This window comes from Rhodothermales bacterium (assembly GCA_034439735.1).
GTDB lineage: Bacteria > Bacteroidota > Rhodothermia > Rhodothermales > JAHQVL01 > JAWKNW01.
In genome coordinates this window covers 21,517-48,170 of record JAWXAX010000018.1, presented here as the reverse complement: position 1 = coordinate 48,170, position 26,654 = coordinate 21,517, and the positions used below count along the sequence as shown (strand labels likewise).

Genomic DNA, 26,654 nt, shown 5'->3' with positions numbered 1-26,654 from the left:
GCCGGCGCGCCGGCGAATACCACGATGAAGTCGGTGTGGGTGGGTCAAGTGCTGCCGAACCTGCTCGCGGATGGTAGTTTCGAGCAATCTCCCTGGCATGCCACCAATGCCTGGGTGACGGACGACAAAAGCAACGGCGACCAGGCCATCGAGATGGGTTGGAACGCGACCAGTAGCATTTTGCGCACATTTCCCGCTCAGCCGGGCGTGAAGTACACGGTATCCGGACGATTCAAACGGTCTGGCCAGCCCACCTGGACCGGATTCGGGGTCGATTACCTCGACGCCAACGGGAATGAAATCAGCGAAACGCTGCGTTCCTTCACGGGGACGACAAGTTACACCGGGCTCTCCACGTATGGCTACGCCCCCGCCGGCACGGCGCAGATCCGCGTATGGGTCGTATCGCACGGCGCCAGCGGCTCGCTCAAGGTGGACGACATTTCCCTCCGCCAGGGCTCGTCGTCGACAAACTTGATTTCGGACGGCGGCTTCGAAACCGGCCCGTGGTTTCTATCAAACGGTTGGCAGACTACCGACGCCCGAACGGGCTCCAAGGCGTTGCAGGTGGTCGCGAACGGCCGTCTGTATCTCGAAATCCCCGTGGACGATGAGGAATATTACGCGTTCTCCGGGCAGTTTAAGATGGACGGCCTGTCGGACTGGGCGGGCTTCGGGATCGACTTTAAAGACGAGGACGGCAACGAAATCGGCGAGGTCGTGCAGCAGATCACACCTGGCACCGGATACCGCTCGTTCTCGGTCGCCGGAATCGCGCCCGACGATACGGAGACGATCGTCCTCTGGATCGTCACCAATGGGGGGAACGGGTCCCTCAAGGTGGACGACGTGATGCTGAACGAGTTGTAACCCACGGCACTCTTCACACGGCTGATATCTTGGGAAACGCCCTGGCCGCTTGCGGTCAGGGCGTTTCTGGTATCTGATCATCCCGGATTATGCGCCATTCCGCTCGTGAGGATCGCGCTTTTCCGCCATTCCCGCGCCACGTCGTCGGTTGTACCATGCGTCACGTGATCAAATTACTATGTAATCCTTAACTGACCCACAAGGTGAATCTGATACCCGACCGTATTATCGTGCCCGTGACGGCAATCAGCGTTGTCAAAGTGCTGGCCGGCGTGATCCTGCTACTCACCGTGGCGCATGTGTTCAGCATGGCCCTGTGGTGGACCGGGCAAAACCGATTGAGCGAATTGCTGGTGGAGAAATTCTCATTCGGTGGGGAGGGGAACATCCCGGCCTTTTTTTCAGCCGTTCTTCTGCTTCTAGCGTCGGCGTTATTCGGGTTAATCGGTCGATGTGCCCGGGCCATTGACGGAGCGAAGAGTGGCCACTGGATGGCTCTCGCCGGCGTGTTCCTCTTCCTCACCCTCGATGAGGCCGCGCAGATCCACGAGAAGCTGGATACTGATCTTATCTGGGGAAGCCTCGAAACGAGCGGTTTTCTGGCCTGGCCCTGGGTGATTCTCTACGGGGGGCTCGTAGCCGCCTTCTTCGTCGTCTTCGGCCGTTTCTGGCTCGGCCTACCGGCGACGATCAAATGGCCCTACGCCGTGGCGGCCGCGCTGTATGTGGGAGCCGCGCTCGGGTTTGAAATGCTCGAGGCGCGCGTCTACACAGAGGCCGCCGGCCCCGGTCCGCTGTTCGACATCCTGGTGACGATCGAGGAATTCCTGGAGATGTCCGCTATCCTGTATGCGATCCACACCAGCCTGCGGTATCTGAGCCAGGTCCAGCCGGCCGCGTTCGCCTTCGTGCCGCCCGAACCCGTCACGGCCTCGGCGATGCGCTGAGCCCTATACGCCGTTGGCCGTCAGGAAAGAGCCGTGATGGGATCGAATTGAAGGACGGGCAGGCGCACCCAGAACGTGGCCCCATGGCCGGCCACACTATCCACGCCTACTTCGCCCTGGTGCTGCTCGACGAGCTGCTTCACGATATAGAGCCCCAGCCCGGTGCTGTGTTCGCCGGCCGTCGGCTTGGCGCTCAGTTGCTGGCCCTTGCCGAAGACACGGCCCAGGTCGTCGGAGGTCAGGCCCGGCCCTTCGTCCCGTACCCGTAGGACGGCGCTACCGCGATCGTGCTCCAATCCGATCCATACCTGGCTGCCGGGTGGGCTGTATTTGACGGCGTTTGAAACGAGATTATCGATAACGCGCATGATCGCATCTACATCCACCTCCACCGGAACCCGGCGATCACGCTGGTAGTGGATGCCGATCTGCTTCTGGATGGCCTGCAGATGATTCCAACGCAGCGCCGTCTCGATAATATCATTCAGGTCGATGGACTCTTTGTGCAGCGTCAGCTGTTCACCCTCGCGGTGTTTGTCCAGCAATTCCTTGATGATCCGGAGCATCCGTGCGGCCTCGGAATGGAGCAGGGTGATGCACTCGAGCGCTTCGGCCTTGATGTCGTCGTCCGTGGAATCGCGGATGTTTTCCAGGATGATCTCGGCCAGGCCAATGATGCCGGCGAGGGGATTCTTGAGATCGTGTGAGGCCACGCCCAGAATCTCGTTGTTCTTTTCGAGCGAATGGATGAGCTCCACCGTGCGCTGGATCAGGGTGTCGTTGGCGTGGATGAGGTGCTCGTTCGATTCGCGGAGTGCCTCGTTCGACCGGCTGAGCTCCCGCTGTTGTTCGCGCATGAAGAGCAGATTGTGGACCCGGGCCAGCAACTCTCGGGCGTTGAACGGCTTCGCCATGTAGTCGTCGGCGCCTTCTTCGAGGCCCTCCAACATCATCTCGTTGGTGGCGCGCGCCGTGAGGAGAATAAGCGGCGTGTGGTTGAGTTCGGGGTCGGACTTGATGACCCGGCACAACGCGTGGCCGTCCATCAGCGGCATCATCACGTCGCTAACAATCAGGTCCGGCCGGATCTCCCGCGCCTTCGCGAGCCCCTCCAGTCCGTCGCCGGCCTGGGCGATGTGGTAGTGCTCGCCGAGGATGCTCTCCAGATAGTCTCGCAGGTCGGCGTTGTCGTCCACGATGAGTACGGTAGGCGCATTGGGCGAAGCCTCGGCCCGGCGGGTTGGAACGGCCGTGGCCGCGGAATCGCCGGCAGGCCGTTCGCCGTCGAACGCCAGATCCGCCCGAGGTTCGAAGTCGCCTTCCACCGTCGCCACGACCTCTTCCGGCTGCAGATGCGTCGCGCCCTGCCGGAGGGTGATGATGAACACCGTGCCGGCGCCCACTTCGCTTTCAACGGCGATGCCACCGCCGTGTAACTCGATCATCTCCTTCACCAGCGCCAGCCCGATGCCGGTGCCCTCATGTTCGCGCGTGTTGGAGCCGTCCACCTGGTGGAAGCGGTCGAAGATAAACGGCAGCTGGTCCGCCGGAATGCCACGGCCTGTGTCGCGGACGCGGACTTCGACTCCCGGCGTCCCGCCGGCCAGCGTCTGCTCGCGGACGGTCATGTCGATTGCCCCGCGAGCCGGGGTGAACTTCGAGGCGTTCGAGAGCAAATTGTAGAAGACCTTCTCGAACTTTTCGGACTCGAAGTACACCTCGAGTTCGGGTTGTTCGGCCGCGAAGGTGAGGCGGATGTCCTTTTTTTCGGCGAACGGGGCCACGGTGAGTATCACATCCTCCAGGAAGCGGACGACATTCTGCGGTCGGGCGCGGAGCTGCATCTTGCCGGCTTCCAGTTTCGAGAGGTCGAGCAGTTGGTTGATGAGCCGCATCAGGCGCAGGGCGTTGCGGCGCATGATGTCTACCTGCCGGCCCATGGTGGCGTTGAGCGCGCCATAGGTGCCATTGAGTGCGTTTTCAAGGGGCCCGATGATCATCGTCAGCGGCGTCCGGAACTCGTGCGACACGTTCGCGAAAAAGCGCGTCTTGAACCGATCGAGCTCGCGCAGCTTGTCGGCATGCGCCTCGATGACGGCCTTTGCCTCTTCCGTTTTTTCTTTCTCCAGCTTCAGGTCGTGCGTTCGTTCCTCGACCAGCGACTCCAGTTCGCGTTCGCGGGCCTTCATCCGGGCGACGCTCAGGAAGTGGCCGGCCAGGATCAGCATTGCCAGCAGCCCGCTGATCACGATGTAGAAGATCGACGTCTGATAGAAAAACGGTTCGAGCTCGAACGAAAATATCGCCTCGTTATCGCTCCAGAGCCCATCCGCGTTCTGCGCGCGGACGCGGAAGCGGTAGTGGCCGGGTTCGAGGTTGCGGTAATGAGCGTCGCGCAGCGTCCCGGCATCGATCCAGTCCTCATCCTCCCCTTCCAGGATGTACCGGTAACGGGTTTTCTGCGGCGCCACATACGTGAGCGCGGTGAACTGGATTTCAAATCTGGACGTCCCGGCCGGGAGGGTGTAGACCCCATCCACATAGGTCATCGGCCGGTTCATCTCCGTCTTTTTGATGACGACAGGGGGCGGGATCGCGTTTGTAACCATCGCACCGGGGTTCACCATAACCGCGCCGGCGTCCGAGGGAAACCAGAAACGGCCATCGCGCGATTTCCAGCCGGCCGGCTGGATGCCGCCCGTAAACTCCTGACTGAGCAACCCGTCGCTGCGGTCGTAGAGATGCGAGGTGATGCGGGTGATTTCGCCGGCGGCAAATCGTGCGATTTCGTCGCGCGACACCGTGTAAAGCCCTTTGTTCGAGCTGATCCACAGGTTTCGATTCTCGTCTTCCAGGATCTGCGACACCTTGTCGTTGAACAGGCCGTCGCGGCTGGTGACGAACGATATGACGCCGTTTTCGATCCGGTTCAGGCCGCCGCCGTACGTGCCCACCCAGAGGACGCCGGCGTCGTCCTCGTGGAGCGAGAGGATGCCGTCGTGCGAGAGGCCGTCGCTCTTCTTCAGCGTGTACAGGGTCCCGTCTTTCATCAAATTAAGGCCCTTGTCGTACGTCCCGATCCACACCGTTCCGTGGCGGTCTTCCAGTACCACCGTGACGTAGTTGCTGACGAGTCCGTTGGCTTCCGAGTAGTTGGTGAACGTGCGCCCGTCGAAATGAGACAGGCCGCCGCCTGTGGCAATCCACAGGGCGCCGGCACGATCCGCATAGAGGCCATAGATGGCGTTGTCCGGCAGGCCGTCCGTCTCGGTGTAGGTGCGGATCCGGCCGTTTAACACGCGGGCGAGGCCGTTCATCGTGCCGAGCCATACCGCGCCGTCGGGCGTGCTGGCGATCGAGAGCACAAAGTTGGTGGGGAGACCGCTGGCCTGGTTATAAAGCGTCGTGCTCCCGTCAGGCTCCATGCGGGTAACGCCGAGTTCGCCGCCGAACCAGATGGCGCCGGCAGGGTCCTCGTGAATGGGGTAGACGTGGTCGTCGGCCAGGCCTTGCTCGATGGTGAAGGGGGTTACCTTGCCGGCGCGGAGCTGCTGGACGCCGCCGCCGTCGATGCCGATCCAGAGGCTCCCTTCCCGGTCGATGAACAGGGCCTTTACGCTGGTGTCCGTGAGCCCGTACGGACTGCGAGCCAGCTGATCGCGGGCGGGAACTGGGAGCGTAGGCGATGTGGCCATCCGGAAGATCCCCGAGTCGGCGGTGCCGGCCCAGAGGTTGCCATAGGCGTCAGGGAGCAGCGTTACGATGGCGTCGCTGGGGAGCCCATCGTTTCGGGTGAGATGTTCGATACGTTCGCCGTCGATCCGGTAGATGCCGTCGCGGGCGCCGGCCCACAATGTGCCGTCGGGGCTGAAGGCTAGGGCGTTGATGCCGGCGGATGCCACGGGGTGGGCGGCGAAGGCCTTCGAAACGACTCCATCCAGTAGCCGGTACAGACCGCTTTTGCCTGTTCCGATCCACACCTCGCCGGTGCGGGTGTCTTCGGCGAGGGCCGAGATGCGGCCTTCCTGCAGCACATCCACACGCGTGACGGTGGTGTCGGAAAGCGTGAAAACCCGATTTCCCGTCGCGACCAGTACGTCGCCGGCTTCGCGTTGCAGCAGGGCCATCACCCGCTCGTCGCCCGGGCTGTTGATGTGGGTGAAGCGGTTGTCCGCATACCGGATGAGCCCGCCATCGTGCGTGCCAACCCAGAGTCCGCCACGGCGGTCCGCCAGCAGCGTGCGGATATTGTTGGATCGGAAGGCCTCCGAGATGCTCGCATCGTAGACGTCGAATGCGACACCATCGAAGCGGACGAGTCCTTCCTGCGTGCCGAGCCAGATAAAGCCGTCGGTGGTCTGCGCGATGGCATTTACGGAGTTTTGCGGCAGGCCTTCACCGGTGGTCCACGCCGTGCGCACCATCTGCGTAAGGGCTCGATCCGCAGGCAACGGCGGGTTCTGTACCGATTGTCCCCAGGCAATGCGTCCTCCCATCCCGGCGACAAGGGCCATGAGATAGACGCCTCTCAGTAGTAAACAGAGCATGAAATCGGGGTTGGCAGGATGCGGGAGGACCGAGGGGCGGAGTACCGTGTCGGACACCGGCCGATGCGCTAGGGGCGCGGCGGCGAGTGGGGACGACACCTGCTTCGATGTCTTAAAGTATCGTCTGGAATGGACGTTTTCTTAAGTGCCAGAGGCCGCTAGATGGCCGAAACGACGATTGGGGAAAGAAGGGTACGTGACACGAGCCGGGACATGCGGCGGCCGTGGAAAAAGAAGAGATTCAGGCGTTCTGCTACCGGCGACTATTTTCGCGGTTCCGGAGCTCGCCGGGGTTCATGAAAGCGCAAAACGGCCCGGTCAGAAGACCCGAGGCGCGCGTGACGAACGATAAGGTGGTGGGCCCGGTAGGATTTGAACCTACGACCAATGGATTATGAGTCCACGGCTCTAACCGCTGAGCTACGGGCCCGAATCTGACGAGATCAGGCCGTATTACGTGTCAAGGCGTGGCGGGTTCGCGGCAGAGACCACATTTACACGCCGCTTCGTCCACCATACCTTGAACCTTATACATCGAACCTTAAACCCTTCCTCAGACCTCGTAGAGATCGTGAATCGCCTGGAGCGTGGACCGGAGCATGCGCTCGGCCTCCAGGCGGTCGACTTTCACGTGCCCGTGGATCAGGTCGTTGCCGCGGTCGACGATATGGCGCAGCTGATGCTTCAGCGCCCGGTACGGCCTCAGCAGGCACAACATCCCGATCATCTGGGCGAGTGAGGGGTCCTCCGCGTCCAGGAACCAGCGCTGCGAGGTGCGTGCAACGCGCTGCTCGACATACAGGTAGTTCGGGGAATGCGTATCGTCCAGGCCGGCGCGCACGAAGGTGTCGCGCACACAGACTTCCAGCGCCGTCCGGCATAACGCGCAAGTGGCGTTGTACTGCTGGAAGACGAAGCAATTCCGCAACTCCTTCACCAGATCCTCGAGGAAATCGGGCAGCCGCCCGACGCCCAGCACCAGCGTCCCCACTTCGTACAACCCCTCGACATAGCCGTAGGGATCGAACCAGGAGAAAAACAGATCCTCGCTGAGCTCCTTGATGCGTTCGGCGTCGAGGGTATCCTGGAACAGGCCGCGCATGAAGCCGGCGGGGAGATCCTCCCCCGAGCTGATCTGCTGCAGCCGGGCCAGCATCTTCTTGTCCCGGATCTCCGGCAACGGCGTGACCGAGCGCGGCAGCAGGCTCAACCGGATATCCTGTCGCACCCGATGGTAGGCGCGCAGATGCGCATGCGCCTTCTCGATGTCGTGCTGTTCGATGGCGGCATCGAGTACGGCATTGTAGAGCCGCTCGAGATGACGCACTTTTTCAACCAGTTCTTCCATAGCGGACACGCTTTGCGGGAACGGTTGATAGACGCCACGCCCCCCCGGGCGCGGTGCTGGTCCCCATTGGAAGCATCGGCCGGCGCGAACTGGACTTAAGCGACTGCTTACCTGGGCGTCCCGAGAATGTCAGTGGCGAGATTCCGCGGCGACCTTGAGCGGCGAGGTGGCCGATTCGTAGAAGCTGACCACGCGCTCGTTTTCGAACGAGATCGTGGAGTGTCCGTACTTGAGCATCCGGTCCGTGTACTGGTCGGGCGTGCCCTGGGCGGCGATGACTTCGTCGCGCGTCGAACCGACGGCGAATGAGATCGAGCTCGTGGGCCGCGAGGGTTCGAGGATGACGTTGAGGGGATTCGACGGGGACTGGTGCCACCCCACGACACGGCCGTCGCGGAAGGAGATCGTGGAGTAGCCGTAGTGGAGGGTGTTTTCGTTGAAGCTGTCCGGGCTGCCCTGGGCGGCCACGACCTCATCTTTTGTTGAGCGGAGCGTGAAGTAGGTGGCGCTCGTTCGCGATCCCGGCAGAAGGCGGGCGTTGAGGGGGTTCTCGTTCGTCTGGTGCCAGTTGATGACGCGCCCGCGCTCGAACGTGATCCGGGACTTCCCGTACATCATCTCACGGCCGTCTTCGCCGTAGCGATCGGGCGTGCCGTGAATCGAGATAATCTCGTCGCGCGTCGAGCCGACCGTAAAAAACTCCCCGTCGCGGTAGATAAAAGGAAGGAGGCGAACCATGAGGGGGCGCTCGGGCGCCTGGTGCCAGCCGACGACACGGCCGTCGTCGAACACCACCTGCGAGAAGCCGTAACGGAAGAGGTTGTCGCGCATGATGTCCGGCTGCCCCTGCGCCGCGACGACGTCGGCCTTCGACGAGCCCAGGGTGAAATAGCCCGGGGGCACGGCCGGCGCGAGACGCCGACGCGCGGCGCTGGCGCGAGGTTCGTCATTGGCGCCGCCTGCTTCAACCTCCCACAAATCCGCCGAATCCGGGTCTGCCAGGGGGGTCTCGTCGCGGCCGGCGGCAGGCCGGGCGAGGCTGCCAGCCTGCGCTTCCTTTTCCAAGTTCTCGATCCAGCTCGTATCAGCCACCCGATCCTCCCGCTGGGTAAAGAAGAGGATGGCGGCGAAGCCCAGGATGAGCAGGATGCCGGCGGAGAGGTAGAGGATAACGGGGCTGCGCTTACTGCGCGTGCGGCGATAAGGGTTCGTGTAAGCGTTTCCGAACCGACCGTACTGGATCGAGGCGCGGCGGCGCGTCAGCGAAGCCGGCGCGGCCCATCCGCGTGCCTTGGCGCCGGTGGAGGAAGGGTTAGAATTGGCGGCGCTTTCCGCCCAGGAATTTTGTTTTTGTTCGTCGCGAAACGCATTGAAGCTACCTGCGTTTGACGGACGTTCAGCTGGGCGCCGGCGTCCACTCTGGCCATTCGTCGGCCGCCGGTATCCGCTATAATAGGCGCCCGACGCGCCGTTTGATGGGCGCTGGCCTCCCGGCTGGTGAATGCCCGTCGTATCGGGTGTCGTGCCGGGCTGCTCGGTTTCCGAAGCCGAAGGGTAGATCGGACGCTGGGTGGCATTGGCATCCGCACGCGCACGCTGCCGGGCCTGGTAGGCACGGATCTTCTCATACGCGTCATTGATCTCCGCGAGCTTTTCTGCGGCCTTCGATTTTAATCTCGAATCTCCTTCGAACCGGTCAGGGTGCCAGACCTTGGCCAGATCCCGGTACGCCGCCTTCACTTCTTCAGGGGTGGCGCCGGGTTGCAGCTCAAGTATGTCGAAGTATTGCTTCATCAAGGCACCAGCGAATAATCGTTATTCGGCACGTGGAGTCAAAGGTGCTACGAGTACCGTCCGGGCCGTAGTCTACATACATGTACAGTCTGCATACATGTACAGTCTGCATACATGTACAGTGCGCAGACATGTACAATGTGCACGAATCTACAGTGTGCATGCATGTACCGTATACACGCTTGCAGCATACAAGAGCGTATACAAGAGGCCGGCACACGACGGAATACGTCGTGGAATCCTGTCGGGCATTCGCACTACAGGGGCATCGTGGAGTGCATGCGCGGGCACATTGCACCGCACCGATTCCGATGCACTGGTACTCTCGTCGCATCGAATCGGATGCACGGAGCCGGAAGCGGCTAAAAAACACGGAAGGGCAACTGGCGCTGCTGAGCGCACGGGTCCCCAAGATAGCCTATCGAAACCGTTCTGCAAACACCTCTCATCACCTCAAGCGTCTCTACCACAATGAACCAGCACATTACAATACACTTACGATTGAAAGGACACAGCTTCGTGACATTCCCGAGGCGTTATCTCAGTTGATTAGGCATGCACAACGCTCTGTGTTCGTTTCGCTCTCCAGGCGGTGCATAAAACCGCCGGATCACGCCTCTTCGAGGAATACCAACCCTTCCGTGATCGATCGATAAAAGGCGCATTCATCACCAGTCGACGGCGCATAACCTCCTGCGGTTTGCGCTGAAAAAATCCCTGCTGACTGGTGGTATCATGCACCACCCCTGGGCTAGCGATCTACTCACCACCCCATGACGACCGAAGAAGTTGAAAATCAAACGAATCCTCGCAGCGACTCTTTGTGATCGCCCCGAGCGCGCCTCGGTGAATAAATTAGTTGACGAATGCTACCGGCTTGCGCTGGCGTACCTGCAGAAAAAGGCCCGGTCCGGCTACTTGCTGCCTCATTTATTCGGGCTTACGCTGGAGGACCTGGCACTGGATTGTTACGCGGATCTCTTTCAGCGTGACGAAAAAGGCCGGTTCAACCTCCTGGATCAGTACTTCGGCCCGCTGAAATGGCAGAAGTTGAACGACCAGGATCTCTACATCGTCCTTCGCCGGCTCATCTTCAGTAAGGTCAACGAAGGGCTCTTCCGTCGCTACCGCGAAGCGGACCCGACGCTCGCCAAGATCATCCGGAACATCAAGGATGCGGTCAAGGCCGATGAGCGCCTCCAACTCGAGCGCTACAACGGCAGCGCGTGGCTCATCGCCGGCTCGTTCGAATCGTCCGAACTCAGCAGCGCGCCGATCGCGCCCGTCGAGGTGCTCGAAGCCCATCTGACGGCCTGGCTGTGCCGCTCGGCCAGCTCGCACGAATTGGTCTCGTCTTTCGTCGAGTTCGCGGCCGAACACCCGTATTATTGTAATGCCTACCCGGTCACCGGGTTCGCGCAGGCCATCCGCTCCGCCTACGTCCATGTCGGCGAGACCAACGAGGAAGCCGCCGCCGCGCACGAGCAGGTGCTCCGCCCGGAAGAGGTCGAACAGGCCATCGAACAGGCCACGCAGAAGGTGCAGACCGTCATGCACGATTCGTATGTGAAGAAGGGCAAGGTGTGTGTCTCCACCTTCGACACCTACTTCCATACCGTCCGCGACATCCTTACCTCGCAGTTCGTCCGCGACGCGGCGCCCGTAGGCTCCTACTTCGACGCGCTCAAGACGTATATCCCGAGCCTGTCGCGGGGATCGTATAGCCAGGAGCATCGCAATATTCTGGAGTACATCACCAAACTGTCCCGCTCACAACTGCTCGTATACCTCAAAAATCAGGCGTGACGTAAGAATTTAAACTATCTGTTGACTCGTCTCCCGCCGTTGATGTAGCTTTGCGGCGTGAATGTTAAAATTATTAGGAGACGCTGTCAATGGACAGAATAGATGAGATCGACGTAAAAATCCTTTCGCTGCTCCAGGCGCAGGGACGGATGAAGCGCAACCGCATCGCGGAGGAGGTGGGCCTTTCGGTCCCTTCCGTGAGCGAGCGGATGCGCAAGTTGGAGGAGCGTGGTGTGATCACGGGCTACTTTGCCGTCGTCAGCGCAAAACGCCTGCATATCGACATCACCGCGTTCATCCGCGTGCGGGTCGAAAACTCGGATGGGTATCCCGAGTTCGTCCGCCGCGCGTCGGAGCTGCCCGAGGTGCAGGAGGTCCACTCGATCACCGGCGAGGGCTCGCACATCCTCAAAATCCGCACGCGCAACACGACGACGCTCGAGCAGTTGCTCGCCCGGCTCCAGTCGTGGCCGAGCGTGCAGGGGACCTCGACGAGCATCGTGCTGAGCACCTACAAGGAGACGCGAGAGATAGACGTAGTGCCGTCCGATCTCCTGGCCGGCGAGCCCACCTGAGACCCCTTTCGGGGCCGGATCCCCTCCGGCCCCCATTTTTTTGTGGGTCCGCGCTCTTCTCCATCGAGTACCTCTCCTCCCCGTCGCTTAAGAAAATAAGCGCCGGAACTAACTGCGCCGGCTCATCGATACGGCACCATCCACGCTGTTCCTGCTTAATTATTAATGTGTTCACCGGCTCTTGATTCATAAATATTTGGCGAAGTGCGTCCTGCTTTTTTGACTCCGATTGAATAGGAAAAAGACGCAAGCTATATTTGGGGCCGGATTAGCCTAATTTTTTAAGACAGTATGCGCCGTCCGCATGTATGGCACTGGTATGAGTGCTCGGGCGACGCGCCACGGTAGCTCGTTGACCCAGCGCTCGCCTCGCGAGCACGGCGAGGCCGGGGCTTATCCGCTCCATCGGAGTTTTCTATCCACGCACTTATTCATCCACGCTTCCATCCCTATGAGCACCAAGTATAAGCTCGAGTACATCTGGCTCGACGGGTATACACCCGAGCCGAATCTTCGTAGCAAAACGAAAATTGTCACGCTGAGCAAGCCGCCGACGCTCAAGGACTGCCCGGAGTGGGGTTTCGACGGCAGCTCGACGCAGCAGGCGGAAGGCCGCTCGTCCGATTGTTTGCTCAAAGCGGTTCGCCTCGCGCCCGATGCAGACCGCGCCAATGCCTACCTGGTGCTGTGCGAGGTCCTCAACGCCGATGGCACGCCCCACGCCACCAACGCCCGCGCCACGTTCGAGGATGATCCGGATCTCTGGCTGGGTTACGAGCAGGAATACGTGCTCACGATGGACGGCAAACCCCTGGGTTTCCCGACCGATGGCTACCCGGGCCCGCAGGGACCGTACTACTGCGGCGTCGGCACCGGCAAGGTTGCCGGACGCGAGATCGTCGAAGAACACCTGGACCTCTGCCTCAACGCTGGCCTCGAAGTGACGGGCATCAACGCGGAAGTACTCCTCGGCCAGTGGGAATACCAGATTTTTGGGAAAGGCGCCAAGGAAGCGGCGGACAGCGTCCAGCTTACCCGCTACCTCCTCATCCGCACCGCCGAGAAGTACGGCGTGACGGTCGAACTTCATCCGAAGCCGATCAAAGGCGACTGGAACGGCAGCGGCATGCACACCAACTTCTCCACCACCCGCATCCGCGAGAAAGGCGGCGAGAAGTACGTCATGGCGCTCATGGAACAGTTCAAGGCCAGCCACAAAGAACACATCGCCGTCTACGGCTCGAGCAACGAACTCCGGCTCACGGGTAAACACGAAACCCAGAGCATCAAGAAGTTCAGCTTCGGTGCCAGCGACCGCGGCGCGTCGATCCGCATCCCCGTCGGCATGATCCGCGACAACTGGAAAGGGTATCTGGAAGACCGCCGGCCGGCCTCCAATGCCGATCCGTACAAAGTAGCCGCTCGTTTGATCGAGACACTCAAGCAGGTGAAGTGAGGCATTCCGTGTAGGGAGTTCCGGGTTCCGAGAACCACTCAGAACCCGGAACTCGTCACTCGGAACGTACTACCATCCGCCGGTATAGCGCTTCCGTCTGCCGGCGCAGGTGCTCCAGGTCGCCGTCGTTCTCGATGAGGAAGTCGGCCCGCTCCCGAAGCGTTTCGGGCGGCAACTGGTGCTGCATGCGCGCCTCCACCTGATGCGCCTCCACGCCGTCCCGCGTCGTCACGCGCTCGATTCGAAGGGCGACAGGCGCCTGCACCACCGCCACGGCGTCGACATACCGTTCACCTCCCGTCTCGTAGATCAGTGCCGCCTCGTAGACCAGTAGCGGTGCCCCGCGATGTGCGGCGCCGGCCTTGCGTTCCTGCAGCGCCCGTCGCACCCGCGGATGAACCAGCCCGTTGAGTCGCGCCAGCCGCTCGGAGTCGCCAAAGACTTCCCGAGCGAGATACGCCCGGTCGAGCCGTCCCGCGGCGTCGTACACCCGCTCCCCAAACGCCGCTACCAGCTCTTTCCGCAACTCCGCATCGTCGTTCATCAACCGCCGAGCCTCCGCGTCTGCGTAAAACACCTCCGCCCCCATCCCTTCCAGCATCCGACACACCGTCGTCTTGCCGCTGCCGATACCGCCTGTGACGCCGAGGGATTTCAAGAGGGTTTAAGGTTTAATGGGTTTATTCGCTAATCGCTAATCGCTAATCGCTAATCGCTAATCGCTAATCGCTAATCTTCTTAAGCCTTACAACGGCCAGACCACCGTCACGGCCAGGTTGGGAATATAGCGCCGGCTGCCCCGGCGCGCCTCGGCGCGGATGTGGGCGGCGGATTCTTCAGGGAGATCCCCATAGAGCCGGTAACGGATGCGTTGGAGGTTGAGCCAGCCCTCAAAGCGCAGGCTGCCACCCCCGAGCATGCGGTAATCAATGGCGCCGGTCGGGCCGATCTGCTCGATCCAACGCCGGCCGGGCCGGGTGACAGTGGTGCGGACCGCGGCTCCACCCTCATCCAGCAACAACGCACCGGCGTCGTCCACCCGGCGATACCGCACCGTCGTCGCCCGGTCATAATCGGTCCGGATAAAAAATCGGACGCCGGCGCGGGCTACCACACGCCGGCCGGCCTGAAGCTGGAGCCGGCCGCCGTACGTTCGCAGGGTGTCGAATGGAATCTCGGCAAAACGATCCTGGAAAAAACGGCCGAGGCGAAGGTCGCTGAGGGTCCCCTCCGCCAGCACCCGCATCCCCGAACCGATGTCCTGCTCGAGTGTGCCGTCATAGCGCAATTCGCGGGCGGATTGGTCCTGGGGCCGCCGGCCCTCCAGCACGTAATCGTCCACCGTATACGTCGCCCGCACCTCGGAGCCGATCTGGGCGCGGGTGGACGGCGTGGGAGTCCAGGTTAGATTGGGCCGCAGCCGTAGGGATCGCTGCACACTGTTCTCGGCCGAACGCTGAGCCTTGAGATACACGGTGTGGTAATAGGAACTGAGCAGGCGGATATCCGCGATCAGAGCGGGGTTGATCTGGTACTGGAGGCCGACCTGGCCGTTAAAAAAGACCTCGTCGCGGTCGTCCTGATTGAGGACCGGTGTATCGTGCCGCAGGATGGTGGCCGTACCTTCCGTCAGCACGGTGAGGCGAGACGTGAGGGAGGCCTGGGTGCGAAGCTGGAGCGTGTAGAAGTTTCGGTCATAGTCCGCCTGTTCCAGCAACGCTCCTTTTTGCGCGGCCTGCGCCGGCGGCAACGCGTCGCGGTTGGCCAGCGTGCGGGCCTCGGTTTCAGCGCCGATGCTGAAGGTGAGCGAGGACTGCACGGGTTGTGAGGTATACCGTAACCCGGCTTCGACATCGATCGATCGGCGGTGAAAGTCGGTGTCAAAAAAGAGGGCGTCGTCGGGGGCGTGGAAGGTACGGACGATCCGGTTGTTGGCCCCGAGGTCGAACCGGCCGGCGAGGGTGAGGCCCCGGGCGATGGGGGTGGAGAGGTCGAAGCCTGCCGCGAGCGTATCGCTGGTTGTGGCCTCCACCGTTTCGGGAGCGGCAGCGGTGATGGCGTCGCGGTTAAGGAAGGAGACGGCCTGATAGGCGTCGCGGCGGACGTTGCTGTAGGTGAGGCGGGTAGCGAACCGCGTCTGGTCGAACAGACGCTCTACGGCTCCATCGACCTGTAGGAGCCGGCCGCGTCGGGGCGTGATGAGCTGGAGGTTGGCCTCGCTCGCCAGCCGGATGCGGTAGCCGTCGATTTCGCCGGGCGTCAGCTGGATGCGCCCTCCGAACATCGGGCCGGCGTCCCGCCGCAACGGCGAAAACCCCTCGCTGTTGATCGCCCCGGGCCGCTGGTCGAGCGTGACGCCCAGCGCCGGCTCGAGGAGCATCCACCGGGAGGGGGTGATGGGTAACACGCCGGCTATCGATTGCTGGAGGACACGACTCTGGCTGAACCAGGCGGTCGATCCGCGGAATCCCGCCGCCACCTTGCCTTTTGCCGGCCGCGTGAGCGCCCACCGAAACCGGTCCTCGTCCCGGAAGCTCAATCGGTTGTCGAACAACACATAGGCGTCCGACGCAAACCGATTGACGGCCTGCACCTGCCAGGCGCCGGCGCGCTCGTCCACGTCCAGGTGCGCCGTCCAGCGGTATCGGTTGATCTCGCGCTCATACCCGATCGTCGCGGCGCCGGGCGCCTGCGACAGAGAGAGACGCGGCAGAAAGGCGATCCAGGCCGCCAGCACCGCCAGTGTCAGAGCGAGCGGCAGGGAAAGAGGGCTCCCGATGCGGGAGGAGGTGTTGGCATGCCGCGTCATCCCGGGGGCCAGGTGAGCGTGCGCCCGCCCAGAAGATGGAGATGGAGATGGGGCACCGTCTGGCCGGCGGCCGGCCCGCAATTAAACACGGTTCGATACCCGTGCGTGAGACCCTCACGCGCCGCCAGGAGGCGGGCCACCGTAAATAGATGCCCCACAAGCGTTTCGTCCCCCTCCTCCAGATCATCCAGACTCGGAATCGGCTTTCTCGGCACGATCAAGAGGTGCGTCGGCGCCTGCGGGTGGATGTCCCGAATCGCGAAACTCTGCGCATCTTCATAGACGAGTTCGGCGGGGATCTCACGGTCGGCGATTTTCTGAAAGAGTGTTTTATCAGGCATGGACGGTCAACACGATGGCTGGAAAAAGGCGATCGGCGGATCGGTGAAGCTGAGATACTCGATTGCCGATACTCCGTTTCAGCGGCCGGCAGAATGCCTGCTTTCCGACGGTCACCGCAAACGGGACCGATTTCAACGCTCGCGTGTTAGCATCGGGCTCGCGTGCAGGAAATAGGCGGCCCTGTTGCTGGTCACCACCGCTCGCGCACTGTGTAGTATGGCGTAGTACGTCCGACGCTGAAAACCGCCACCGAGCTACCCAATCGTCCGGAGTGATCATGCCTACCGTTTACGTGACCCGCGTCGTCCATTTTAACGCGGCCCATCGCCTGCACAACCCGGAGCGGACCGACGAGTGGAATCGTCGTACCTATGGGAAGTGTAACAATCCGAACTGGCACGGCCACAACTATACGCTGGAAGTGACCGTCGCTGGCGAGCCGGATCCTGAAACCGGCTACGTGATCGACCTGGGTGTGCTCAAGCAGCTGATCGAAAAAACGGTGCTCGACAAGGTGGATCACGCCAACCTCAATCTAGATGTCGATTTCATGCAGGGCATCCTGCCATCCACCGAAAACGTAGTGGTGGCCATCTGGCGGCAACTCGTCGACGTGGTCCCGGCGGGCCGGTTGCATGCCATCCGCCTCTACGAAACGGAGCGCAACGTGGCCGAATATCGGGGAGAATGACGCCCCCCGATCCCTCTATCTATCCTACTTCAATGAAGAAGAAAAAGACGGAATCACACGATTCAAATGGGTCGGCGCATACGACCTTCGACACACTCTACACCCGTGAAGAACGGTATACGCCGGACGTCACGCGGTCCATTGCCAACCATGTATCCGGCATTCTCGAGCTCATCGGCGAGGATACGGAGCGAGAGGGTATTCTCAAGACGCCCGAGCGGGTGGCGAAAGCGTACCAGTTCCTCACCCAGGGGTATGCGATGGATCCCCATGCGATCCTGTCGGCCGCGTTGTTCGAGGAGGATTATAGCGAGATGATCCTCGTAAAGAACATCGAACTGTATTCCCTGTGCGAGCACCACATGCTGCCGTTTTTTGGAAAGGCGCACGTCGCCTACATCCCAAACGGGAAGATCGTGGGCTTGAGCAAGCTGCCGCGTATCGTGGATGTGTTCGCCCGCCGGCTCCAGGTCCAGGAACGCCTCACCCTCCAGATTCGCGATGCCATCGATGAGGTCATCAAGCCCCTCGGTGTCGCGGTGGTCATCGAGGCTCAGCACCTGTGCATGATGATGCGCGGGGCGGAAAAGCAGAATTCGACTACCACGACCAGCGCCGTCAGCGGCGAATTTCACCGGGACGCGACGCGGACCGAGTTCATGCGTCTGATCGGCAGCCACTGATATGCCGGTCGTCGTCATCACCGGCGCCAGCCAGGGTATCGGCGCCGCCATCGCGCTCGCCTTCGCCGGCGAGCCCGGCGTTCGCCTCGCACTTGTTGCCCGCAACGCCGAAAAACTGGAAGCCGTGGCCCGGGCGTGCCGCGCGGCCGGCGCCCTGGCGGAGGTGTTTATTTGTGATGTCGTAGTCGATGAACAGGTCGCCGCGATGGCGCGGGCCGTGCAGACGGTGTGGGGTGCTCCGGATGTGGTGGTCAATAACGCCGGCGTATTCGAGCCCGGCTCGATCCTCGAGACCTCCGCCGAGGCCTTTCGCCGGCAGATCGACGTCAACCTCACCAGTGCCTTCCTGGTCACCCGCGCGTTCCTCGAGCCGATGATCCGGCGGGGCAACGGTCATCTCTTTTACATGGCTTCCGTCGCGTCCATCCGCGCCTATGCCGCCGGCGCCGCCTACTGCGCGGCCAAACACGGGCTGCTTGGGCTGGCGCGGAGCGTGCGCGAAGAAACGAAGTCGCACGGCCTGCGCGTCACCGCCCTGCTCCCTGGCGCCACGTTCACGCCCAGCTGGGAAGGCGTCGATCTTCCCGAAGAACGCTTTATGCCGGCGGAAGACATCGCTCAAGCGCTGCTGGACGTCTACCGCCTTAGCGACCGCACCGTCGTGGAAGAGCTCATCCTACGGCCGAGGCTTGGGGACGTGTAGAGGGTTTATGGTTCGGAGTCTAAGGTTTAATGGACCAAATCCCTTGGACCTTGAACCTCGAACCTTAAACCCCTTCCGCTAACTCGAACCCGGCTTCGTCGATGGCTGCAGCGATCGCTTCGGGGGTTACCAGGGCCGGATCGTAGGTGATCTCCGCGAGGCCGATTTCCACGCGTTCGACCGTCACGCCTTCCGTCTGCGTAAGCGCCCGGGTGACCGATTTCACGCAGCCGCCGCAGCTCATTCCATTTATCTTGAGGGTTTCTTTTTTGATGCTCATGGGAGATGTCCAGTTGTAGGGGTATCCGCCGGCTTCCATCGCTTTAGCCGCAGGCTGTTCGTCACCACCGAGACGCTCGAAAGCGCCATCGCGGCGGAGGCGATCATCGGACTCAAGAGCCAACCCAGCACGGGGTACAGGGCCCCGGCGGCGATGGGGATGCCGACGATGTTGTAGATAAAGGCAAAGAACAGATTTTGTTTGATCGTACGCATGGTACGGGCGGATAATGCAAACGCCGCAACCAGTGCGCCCGGGTCGCTGCGCATGAGCGTGACGTCGGCCGCGTCGATGGCGATATCGGTGCCGCCGCCAATGGCGATGCCCACATCCGCCAGCGCCAGCGCCGGCGCATCGTTGACGCCATCGCCCACCATGGCCACGACGCGCCCTTCCGCCTGCAGCCGTTCTATCGTCCGGGCCTTTTCGTCGGGCAGGACGCCGGCGATGACGCGGTCGATGCCTACCTCACGGGCAATCGCCCGCGCCGGCCGCTCATGGTCGCCCGTGAGCATGATCACCTCGATCCCCAGTCGGCGCATGGCCGCGACGGCCGCGCGGGAGGTGGGCCGGGGTGCATCCGCGATAGCCAGAAATCCCGCGAACCGGCCGTCGACGGCGACCGCGACAAGTGTCTTGCCCGCCTCGTGCAGCACCTCGGCCACGCTGGCGAGGGCGTCGATGCCGACGCCCTGTTTCGCCAGGAACGCCTCGTTCCCGATGACCAGCGGACGGCCCTCCACTACGGCCTCGATCCCCAGGCCGGTCGCCGACGCGAACGCGGATGGCGCGCTCAGCGCCAACCCCTGCGTTATCGCGGCGCGCACGATGGCATGGGCGACCGGGTGTTCGGATCGTTGCTCGGCCGATGCCGCGAGACGCAGCAGCGACTCTGCGGTCCAGTCGCCGGCCGGCGCGACATCGGTCAGCTCCGGCGCTCCCAGGGTCAGCGTGCCGGTTTTGTCCAGCACTACGGTGTCGACCCGGTGCAGCGCCTCGAGCGCGTCGCCCCCTTTCACCAGCAGACCGTGTTCTGCGGCTTTGCCGGTGGCCACCATGATGGCTGTCGGCGTCGCCAGGCCGAGGGCGCAGGGGCAGGCGATGATGAGGACGGAGACAAACACGACGAGGGCGTAGGCGGTGGCCGGCTCCGGCCCGAAGATCGACCATAGAATGAAGGTGAGGACGGCGATGCCCAGGACGATCGGGACGAACACGCCGGCGACGACGTCGGCCAGGCGCTGAATGGGGGCCTTGCGTCCCTGCGCATCCCGCACGAAGCGGACGATCTGCTGCAGCGTCGTCTCCGCCCCGATTCGCTTGACCTCGAAGACAAACGCACCCGTGCGATTCAGCGTCCCCCCGGTCACCGCGCTGCCGGGCTCTTTTTCGACCGGCAGCGGCTCGCCCGTGATCATGCTCTCATCCACGGCGGACTGGCCCTCGACGATCACGCCGTCCAGCGCGATGCGCTCGCCGGGCCGCACGACGAGGCGCTGCCCCACCGCTACCTGGGCGACGGGAAGCTCCACTTCGCGCCCATCCACCAGCGCCCGCGCAATCGCCGGCTGAAGATCGATGAGTTTTTCGATCGCCTCGCTCGTCCGCTGTTTCGCCCGAGCCTCCAGCAGCCGGCCCAAGAGGATAAGCGTGACGATGACGGCGGCCGCCTCGAAGTAGACGTCCGGCGCGCGGCCAAAAGCGGCCTCGAACCAACCCGGAGCCAGCGTCGCGGCCATGCTGTAGCCATACGCCGAGCCGACGCCGAGGGCCACCAGGGTATTCATGTCCGCCCCGCCGTGACGGAGCAACCGCCACGCGCTCTGGAAGAACGGGCCGCCGGCGATGACCACCACCGGGGTCGTCAGGACCAGGAGGACTACGTGCACGCCCGGGAAGTCGAGCGCGCCATGCGCCATTGAGAGGATCGCCACCGGAAGCGTGCAGACGGCCGCGAGCAGGAAACGGCGGAAGAGACTATGGAACGCAAGCGCGTGTGGATCGAACGATGCTACCTCGGACACCGCCGGCGCGCCGGACGCTATGTAGCCGCGAAGGACGAGCAGTTCCTGAATCACCGCCGGCTCGACGACCCCCGGCACGTATCGCACCACGATGCCGTCATTCTCAATCCGCGCCGTCAGGACGCCGTTTGTACGCTCGAACACCGCCTCGAGCGCCGTTTCATCGGGAGACGCATCCGGGCGCAGTGGCGCCTCGAAAGTGAGGTTTGGGACATGGAAACCGGTGCGCTCGATGGTGTCCACCAGGTCGTTGAGGTGAACCGATCCGCCGGCGGTCGAAATACGCGCCTCGTTGCTGGCCAGGTTGACCGAGGCCCCGAGTACCCCGGTTCGCTTTCGAAGCTGTTTTTCGATCCGCACCGCACACGAGGCGCACTCCATGCCTTCGACGGGAAGTGTCCACTCGGTCGCATCGGGGGCGGTAGCTGTCGGGGCCGGCGTGTGCATGGCAATGGGGAGGATATGAAGGGGGTCCCCTTAGAAAGCGTCAACACCGTCATGGATCCTTCGCCGGCGTGTGGAAAACAAAGAGTACATACCCCTCCGTCTGCTGGAAAAACGCCCCGCATGAAAAAAGCGCGAAGCATGGCTCCTAATGGCCGATCCGTACGTTTCAGGCCCGCAGATCCACGCCTGTATCCAACGCCATCATTCCATCAATATCCTCCCCTCTGGGAATCTTAACGCCATGAACACTGCTACTACCGGGCGTGCCGGCCGTGCGATCTTTCGCGGTCTGACGCTCCTCGCCGTTGCCCTTGTTTCCTTTGCGTCTTCCGCCCGCGCCCAGGATGCCGTCGTCGATACCACCGGCTGGCGGAATAGCCTCATCGCCAGCCTCGCCGGCAGCCAGGCCTCCTACAGCAACTGGAGCGAAGGCGGCATCAACTCGCTCGCCTTTACGACCGGCATCCTCGGCGAACAGATGAAGCACACGGAGCACTGGCTGCGCAAGCGGAAGCTGCGTTTTGCTTTTGGTCTCCTGAAGCAGGATACGCTGGATGTACGCAAGGCGGATGACCTGATCCACCTCGAAAGCTCCGCCCAGTACCAGGGCGAGCGCATCTGGAAGACGCTCAATCCGATCCTCGCCTTCTCGTTCCGTAGCCAGTTCGCGGAAGGGTTTGATTATGGCACCAGCCCCCAGACGCGGGTCTCGGCCTTCCTCTCGCCGGCGACATCCACACAAACCATCGGTCTTGCCTACCAGCCGGTCCCCTGGTTCTCGCAGCGTTTCGGCCTCGCGGCCAAGGAGACCATCGTGTCGATCGAGGAGCTGCGTGAGGCGTATGGCAACGATATCGATGAGACCTTGCGCCTGGAAGGCGGCTTCGACCTGTATTCCCAGCTCGATCGCGAGCTCGTGAAAAACGTGGTCCTGAAGTCGTCGCTGGGCTTCTTCTTCGGCTTTACGCAACTCGATCAGCCAGACATCCGCTGGGAGAACCTGGTGTCGATGAAGGTGAATAGCTGGCTGTCGGTCAACTTCGAGTTCGTTACGTTCTACGACCTCGACATCAGCGACAAGGCGCAGCTGAAGCAGGTGCTGTCGACGGGCGTCTCCTTCTCGCTCCTGTAAGCCGTCGATACATTCCGCATCTCGGTGTTGCGCTCCTCGCCGCTCATTGCGGCGTACCTGGGTACGCCTCATTCGCGACTTGTCGCGCGCCTTGATCTGCGAAATGTCTCTTCCGGCTTTGGCCTGCTCTAGCGTTGATTGTATAGAGCCGTCGATACATTCCGCATCTCGGCGTTGCGCTCCTCGCCGCTCATTGCGGCGTACCTGGGTACGCCTCATTCGCGACTTGTCGCGTGCCTTGATCTGCGAAATGTCTCTTCCGGCTTTGGCCTGCTCTAGCGTTGATTGTATAGAGCCGTCGATACATTCCGCATCTCGGCGTGTCGCAATCGGATAGCGAAGTGCTGTCCGATTGCGGCACGTTCGTTTTGCACAATGCGACACCGAGCGGCGTTGCCGGCTGGAATCCAGCACCCGGGTCCAAGTGGCATATGCCTTGTGAGTAGGATGATATACTCGAATCTGCACCATGCCGGGTCGGCAAAACGCGCGAGACATCATGATCTACCTCACGGCGCAACTGCTCCTTTTTTTACTCGTGTCGGCCTTTCTGGGCTTCCTGATCGGCTGGTTTACCCGAGGGGCGTTCGCGGACGCCGCGCGCATTCAAAGCCTATCTTCATCCCTGCCTGTCGACTGGCTACACGCCCCGTACCCTGCGCCGAAGCTCGAATCTGAACCCGGTTCGGAGTCCGACGAGGCGGCCTGGCATCTCACGTCCGACACCCGTCGTTCCTGAGCCCGGATTCGCCCCGAGCCCCTGGTTCGCGTTACGGAACGATCTCGTGGCCTTCCATCTTGTATTTCTCCATCAGCCGGTAGATGGTGGACCGGGTGACGCCCAGACGGATCGAGGTCTGGTCGATGTTGCCTTTACACACCTTGTAGGCGTGTTCGATCGCGAGCCGCTTGAGATCTTCCAGGGGAAGGATCGCATCGGCGTTTCGGGCTTCGTAGAGCCGTTCCGACGGCGAGCCGGCGCGTGTTGGAATCGGCGCTGAAGACGGCGCGAGGGCCTTCGCGGCCATCGGGCGGCGGGGCGGGGGGAGCGCTTCGAGCATGAGGTCCAGCGGCTCGATCGCCGGCGTATCCGACACCAGCAACGCGCGTTCGACCGCATTTTTGAGCTGGCGCACGTTGCCGGGCCAGTCGTTCGCCAGGATGACCCGGCGGGTCGCGGAGGAGAATTCACGGGGCTCCACGTCTTTGTGCGCCGTGAGAAACGCCTTCCGGAAGTGCTCCGCCAGCAGCAAGGCATCCTGGTCGCGCTCGCGTAGCGGGGGCAGGTGGACGGGGAACTGGAACAGACGATAGTAGAGATCCTCGCGGAACGCCCCGTGCTGCGTCATCTCGACGATATCCCGGTTTGTCGCACAGATCACGCGCACATCCACCCGAATCGTTTCGTTGCCGCCGACCCGCTGCACTTCCTGGTTCTGCAATACCCGGAGAAGCTTGGCCTGCAGGCTCAGGTTGAGTTCGCCGATTTCGTCCAGGAAGATCGTGCCCCGGTTCGCCTGCTCGAATTTGCCCATCTTACGCGTATAGGCGCCGGTAAACGACCCTTTTTCATGGCCGAAGAACTCGCTTTCCATGAGTTCGTTCGGGATGGCGGCGCAGTTGACGATGACAAAAGGCTCGCGCCGGCGGGGCGAGTTGTAATGGATGGCCTGGGCCGCCAGCTCCTTGCCCGTTCCACTTTCGCCCACGATCGCCACCGCAAGGTTGCCCTTGAGCGTCTTGCGCAGGATGCGCAGCACCCGCCCCATCGCCGCGCTTTCGCCGATGAGGCCAGGAATGCCCTGCGGCGTGGGTAATAGATCGCGCAGGGCCTCGACCTCCGCCGATAAAGCGGTTTTGTCGGCGATCTGCCGGGCGATGGTTTCGATCTTGACCGTGTCGTCCACGCCCTTCGTGACGTAGTCGTACGCCCCGAGCCGAAGCGCTTCGAGGGCCACGCCGAGGGAGGTCTGGGACGAAACAACGACGATCGGCAGCTGCCGATGCATGGCGTGGATCTGACGCAAGGTCTCCAGGCCGCCCTGGCCAGGCATCACGAGATCCAGATAGATCAGGTCGGGCGCGGGATCCAGTGCGGCTAGGGCCGCCTCGCCGGTTTCGAATACCTCGATGAGCGTGTCGAGCTTCTTCAGCTGGAAACGGAGCAGGGAGGCGTAGTCGGGATCGTCCTCGACGATAAAGATGCGAAGCGCCATACGTGATAAGGTTGGAAATCCTACCGTTTAACGTTTAACGTTAAACCCTGTGCCGGCCTCGGCACGCGGAACCAGAAGCAGGCGCCTCCGCCGGCGGCCGGCCGGTAGCCGATCTGGCCGCCCCATTGTTCGACCGTGATCCGGCAAAAGTACAGCCCGAGCCCGGCCTGTCCGGGGCGGTCGTCGCCGCGGGCGAAGCGGGTGAACAGGGCGCTGGCCATCGCATCCGACACGCCCGGCCCCTGGTCCTCGACGGACGCGTGAATATACGCATCCTCCGCGATCAGACGCAGCGTGATGGTTTCTCCTTCGGTGGCGTAGCGCAGCGCGTTGGCAACCAGGTTAAAAAACACCCGTTCGAGTCGCTCGGCCTCGCCGGCCACCCGCCAGGTGTCTCCAGCAGAGGTCGCGGCCTCCACCTGAATCGCCACACCCCGCAGCGCGGCCGTTGCGGCCATCGACGCCGCGACCTGGTGCGCGCAGAGTAGAATGTCCGGCGCGACGTCCGCCGCCACGATGGAAGGCATCAGCGGGCGAGCATCCACGGAGAAAGCTTCGAGGATGCCACGGATCGATCGCTGCATTTTTTCGGTCTGGCTGAGGCTGATCCGGAGCAGCTCGTCGCCGTCCGGCGAGACCATCGACTCCTGCTCCATCAACTTCAGGCTGCCGCGGATACCGGCGAGCGGGTTCGAGAGGTCGTGCACGATACAATGGAGCAGGATCTCCCGTTTGTTGATCTCGTCGAGCAGGTGTTCGTAGGCGAGCCGTTGCTCGCGGGCCTGCTGGAAGATGCCGCGTGTCTGCTGTTCAGGGGGGATGTGGATCAGGAGGAGAGGCCGGCCTTCGATACAGCGCGCCGTCGCTTCGAGCAGGATTTCGGCGCCATCCGCGCGGGTCTCAGTCCACAAACCCGAAACAAGCGGCTCCTCGCGCCCCGCTTCCCAGTGCGCGATCGCCCGATCGATGAAGTCGTCCAGAAACAGGAACGTCTCACCGGGCTCCAGGGCCTCGCCGTGGCTCCGTGCCGTGGGCCACAGGGCGTCCAGCCACGCCGGGATGTCGCTTACCAGTGCAAAGGAGCGGCCACCGGTGGATTCCAGGACGGCGATCGAGAGGTCGGAGAGCAGGCGGGAGAGGACGGCGCTCATACCATGAGTTCGCTACAGGCGTTCGTAAGGTGAGAAGCGGCGGGAGCGACGTCAATCGATCAGCCGGCTCGCGAGACTCATAAAAGCTTCGTCAACACCTGTGCCCGTTCTTGCGCTGGTTTCGACGAACACCCACCCGCCGGCACGCAGCGCGTCGAGGTCGCCCGGCTGCCGATCCCAGTGACCGGGCAGGTCGGACTTGTTGACCAGGACGATAAACGGCAGGGGACCCACGGCATGCAGGACCTTTTGCTGCAACGCGTGGGCCGCCTCGAGGGTGGCCGGACGCGTCCGGTCGATCACCAGCAGGTAGCCGGCGGCGCCACGCGCGTATTCCATCGAAAGCGCCTGGAATCGGTCTTCTCCGTTCAAATCCCACAACAAAAGATCGACCCCAACATCCGCTACCCGTACGTTTTTTTTGTCGACCTTCGCGCCCATCGTCGTCAAGTACTTCTCGTCGAACACGCCTCGGACGTAGCGGCGGATGAGGCTCGTTTTTCCGACGGCGAACGTGCCGAGCATGCACACTTTGCGTTTGATCTTCCGGCTCGGTTCAGCGGCCGGCGGTTCTGCTGGATTCACAGGACCTGTGTGAATTCGGGTGGATGGGGCCCTGAAGGCAAGGGCCCCCAGGTGAGGTGTAGCATTCTGCGACACAAACAGGAACAATTCGTTCCAGAAATCCACCACGCAGAGCGGCTCCGGCGTAACGAATGAAGTCAATTGGAGGAGGATCGGTTGGACGAGGTTAATACTGTGGACAGTTTTTGCTATTCCGAGCCATTCCTGTGGATCAGGCCCCTCCTCGATTCGAGGAAGGCCTGATTCGT

21 protein-coding genes and 1 tRNA gene are annotated in these 26,654 nt (G+C 62.3%); 10 read left to right on the top strand and 12 right to left on the bottom strand.

Annotated elements, in window-relative coordinates; genetic code table 11:
* Positions 1–870, top strand: an 870-nt coding sequence (locus SH809_00900) for a hypothetical protein (protein ID MDZ4698234.1), incomplete at its 5' end; no start/stop codon positions are given.
* Between the two features lie 203 nt (positions 871–1,073).
* The gene (locus SH809_00895) at positions 1,074–1,817 is read left to right on the top strand and encodes a hypothetical protein (protein ID MDZ4698233.1); all 744 of its coding nucleotides are present in this window, start codon (positions 1,074–1,076) and stop codon (positions 1,815–1,817) included.
* 20 nt (positions 1,818–1,837) lie between these two features.
* Here SH809_00895 and SH809_00890 read toward each other — a convergent pair whose 3' ends face one another.
* The 4 genes from SH809_00890 to SH809_00875 form a co-directional block, all read right to left on the bottom strand.
* Positions 1,838–6,364 carry an ATP-binding protein gene (locus SH809_00890; GenBank protein MDZ4698232.1) on the bottom strand — a complete coding sequence of 1,509 codons (4,527 nt, stop codon included), beginning with the start codon at positions 6,362–6,364 and terminating at the stop codon, positions 1,838–1,840.
* A 354-nt stretch (positions 6,365–6,718) separates the two neighbouring features.
* Positions 6,719–6,794, bottom strand: a tRNA-Ile gene (locus SH809_00885).
* Positions 6,795–6,917: 123 nt separating this feature from the next.
* Positions 6,918–7,712 carry a hypothetical protein gene (locus tag SH809_00880; protein ID MDZ4698231.1) on the bottom strand — a complete coding sequence of 265 codons (795 nt, stop codon included), beginning with the start codon at positions 7,710–7,712 and terminating at the stop codon, positions 6,918–6,920.
* A 129-nt stretch (positions 7,713–7,841) separates the two neighbouring features.
* Positions 7,842–9,506 (bottom strand): J domain-containing protein, encoded by a 1,665-nt coding sequence (locus SH809_00875; GenBank protein ID MDZ4698230.1) that lies wholly within the window; start codon positions 9,504–9,506, stop codon positions 7,842–7,844.
* An 846-nt stretch (positions 9,507–10,352) separates the two neighbouring features.
* Between SH809_00875 and SH809_00870 the strand changes: the two genes are divergently transcribed.
* From SH809_00870 to SH809_00860, 3 genes are all read left to right on the top strand, one after another.
* The gene (locus tag SH809_00870; GenBank protein ID MDZ4698229.1) at positions 10,353–11,312 is read left to right on the top strand and encodes a hypothetical protein; all 960 of its coding nucleotides are present in this window, start codon (positions 10,353–10,355) and stop codon (positions 11,310–11,312) included.
* Positions 11,313–11,401: 89 nt separating this feature from the next.
* On the top strand, positions 11,402–11,887 hold the full coding sequence (locus SH809_00865; protein MDZ4698228.1) for an Lrp/AsnC family transcriptional regulator: 486 nt from the start codon (positions 11,402–11,404) through the stop codon (positions 11,885–11,887).
* Between the two features lie 451 nt (positions 11,888–12,338).
* The gene (locus tag SH809_00860) at positions 12,339–13,343 is read left to right on the top strand and encodes a glutamine synthetase beta-grasp domain-containing protein (GenBank protein ID MDZ4698227.1); all 1,005 of its coding nucleotides are present in this window, start codon (positions 12,339–12,341) and stop codon (positions 13,341–13,343) included.
* Between the two features lie 55 nt (positions 13,344–13,398).
* On the opposite strand, the gene coaE is transcribed toward SH809_00860, so the two are convergent.
* From coaE to SH809_00845, 3 genes are all read right to left on the bottom strand, one after another.
* Positions 13,399–14,001: a dephospho-CoA kinase gene (gene coaE, locus SH809_00855; protein MDZ4698226.1), complete on the bottom strand. Its 603-nt coding sequence runs from the start codon at positions 13,999–14,001 to the stop codon at positions 13,399–13,401.
* A gap of 87 nt (positions 14,002–14,088) precedes the next feature.
* Positions 14,089–16,152: a hypothetical protein gene (locus tag SH809_00850; GenBank protein ID MDZ4698225.1), complete on the bottom strand. Its 2,064-nt coding sequence runs from the start codon at positions 16,150–16,152 to the stop codon at positions 14,089–14,091.
* Positions 16,149–16,493: a histidine triad nucleotide-binding protein gene (locus SH809_00845; GenBank protein ID MDZ4698224.1), complete on the bottom strand. Its 345-nt coding sequence runs from the start codon at positions 16,491–16,493 to the stop codon at positions 16,149–16,151. Before SH809_00845 ends, SH809_00850 begins: the two co-directional genes overlap by 4 nt.
* 278 nt (positions 16,494–16,771) lie before the next feature.
* On the opposite strand from SH809_00845, the gene SH809_00840 reads away from it, so the two are divergent.
* The 3 genes from SH809_00840 to SH809_00830 are packed head-to-tail and all read left to right on the top strand — an operon-like array spanning position 16,772 to position 18,571.
* Positions 16,772–17,185 carry a 6-carboxytetrahydropterin synthase gene (locus SH809_00840; protein MDZ4698223.1) on the top strand — a complete coding sequence of 138 codons (414 nt, stop codon included), beginning with the start codon at positions 16,772–16,774 and terminating at the stop codon, positions 17,183–17,185.
* A 32-nt stretch (positions 17,186–17,217) separates the two neighbouring features.
* Complete coding sequence (gene folE, locus SH809_00835) at positions 17,218–17,868, top strand: GTP cyclohydrolase I FolE (protein ID MDZ4698222.1); 651 nt, start codon at positions 17,218–17,220, stop codon at positions 17,866–17,868.
* Between the two features lies 1 nt (position 17,869).
* Positions 17,870–18,571: an SDR family oxidoreductase gene (locus SH809_00830; GenBank protein ID MDZ4698221.1), complete on the top strand. Its 702-nt coding sequence runs from the start codon at positions 17,870–17,872 to the stop codon at positions 18,569–18,571.
* Between the two features lie 64 nt (positions 18,572–18,635).
* Here the strand turns inward: SH809_00830 and SH809_00825 are convergent, their stop codons facing one another.
* On the bottom strand, positions 18,636–18,851 hold the full coding sequence (locus SH809_00825) for a cation transporter (GenBank protein ID MDZ4698220.1): 216 nt from the start codon (positions 18,849–18,851) through the stop codon (positions 18,636–18,638).
* Positions 18,848–21,322: a heavy metal translocating P-type ATPase gene (locus tag SH809_00820; protein ID MDZ4698219.1), complete on the bottom strand. Its 2,475-nt coding sequence runs from the start codon at positions 21,320–21,322 to the stop codon at positions 18,848–18,850. The genes SH809_00825 and SH809_00820 overlap by 4 nt, the downstream gene beginning before the upstream one ends.
* 241 nt (positions 21,323–21,563) lie before the next feature.
* On the opposite strand from SH809_00820, the gene SH809_00815 reads away from it, so the two are divergent.
* Both SH809_00815 and SH809_00810 read left to right on the top strand, forming a co-directional pair.
* Positions 21,564–22,454, top strand: a complete 891-nt coding sequence (locus SH809_00815; GenBank protein ID MDZ4698218.1) for a DUF3078 domain-containing protein — start codon at positions 21,564–21,566, stop codon at positions 22,452–22,454.
* A gap of 499 nt (positions 22,455–22,953) precedes the next feature.
* Positions 22,954–23,193 (top strand): hypothetical protein, encoded by a 240-nt coding sequence (locus SH809_00810; GenBank protein MDZ4698217.1) that lies wholly within the window; start codon positions 22,954–22,956, stop codon positions 23,191–23,193.
* Positions 23,194–23,224: 31 nt separating this feature from the next.
* Here SH809_00810 and SH809_00805 read toward each other — a convergent pair whose 3' ends face one another.
* From SH809_00805 to SH809_00795, 3 genes are read right to left on the bottom strand one after another with little or no spacing between them, the layout of a single operon-like run.
* Complete coding sequence (locus SH809_00805) at positions 23,225–24,670, bottom strand: sigma-54 dependent transcriptional regulator (protein MDZ4698216.1); 1,446 nt, start codon at positions 24,668–24,670, stop codon at positions 23,225–23,227.
* 20 nt (positions 24,671–24,690) lie between these two features.
* Positions 24,691–25,821, bottom strand: a complete 1,131-nt coding sequence (locus SH809_00800; GenBank protein ID MDZ4698215.1) for a HAMP domain-containing sensor histidine kinase — start codon at positions 25,819–25,821, stop codon at positions 24,691–24,693.
* A 51-nt stretch (positions 25,822–25,872) separates the two neighbouring features.
* The gene (locus SH809_00795; GenBank protein MDZ4698214.1) at positions 25,873–26,352 is read right to left on the bottom strand and encodes a Rab family GTPase; all 480 of its coding nucleotides are present in this window, start codon (positions 26,350–26,352) and stop codon (positions 25,873–25,875) included.
* Positions 26,353–26,654 lie beyond the last annotated feature (302 nt).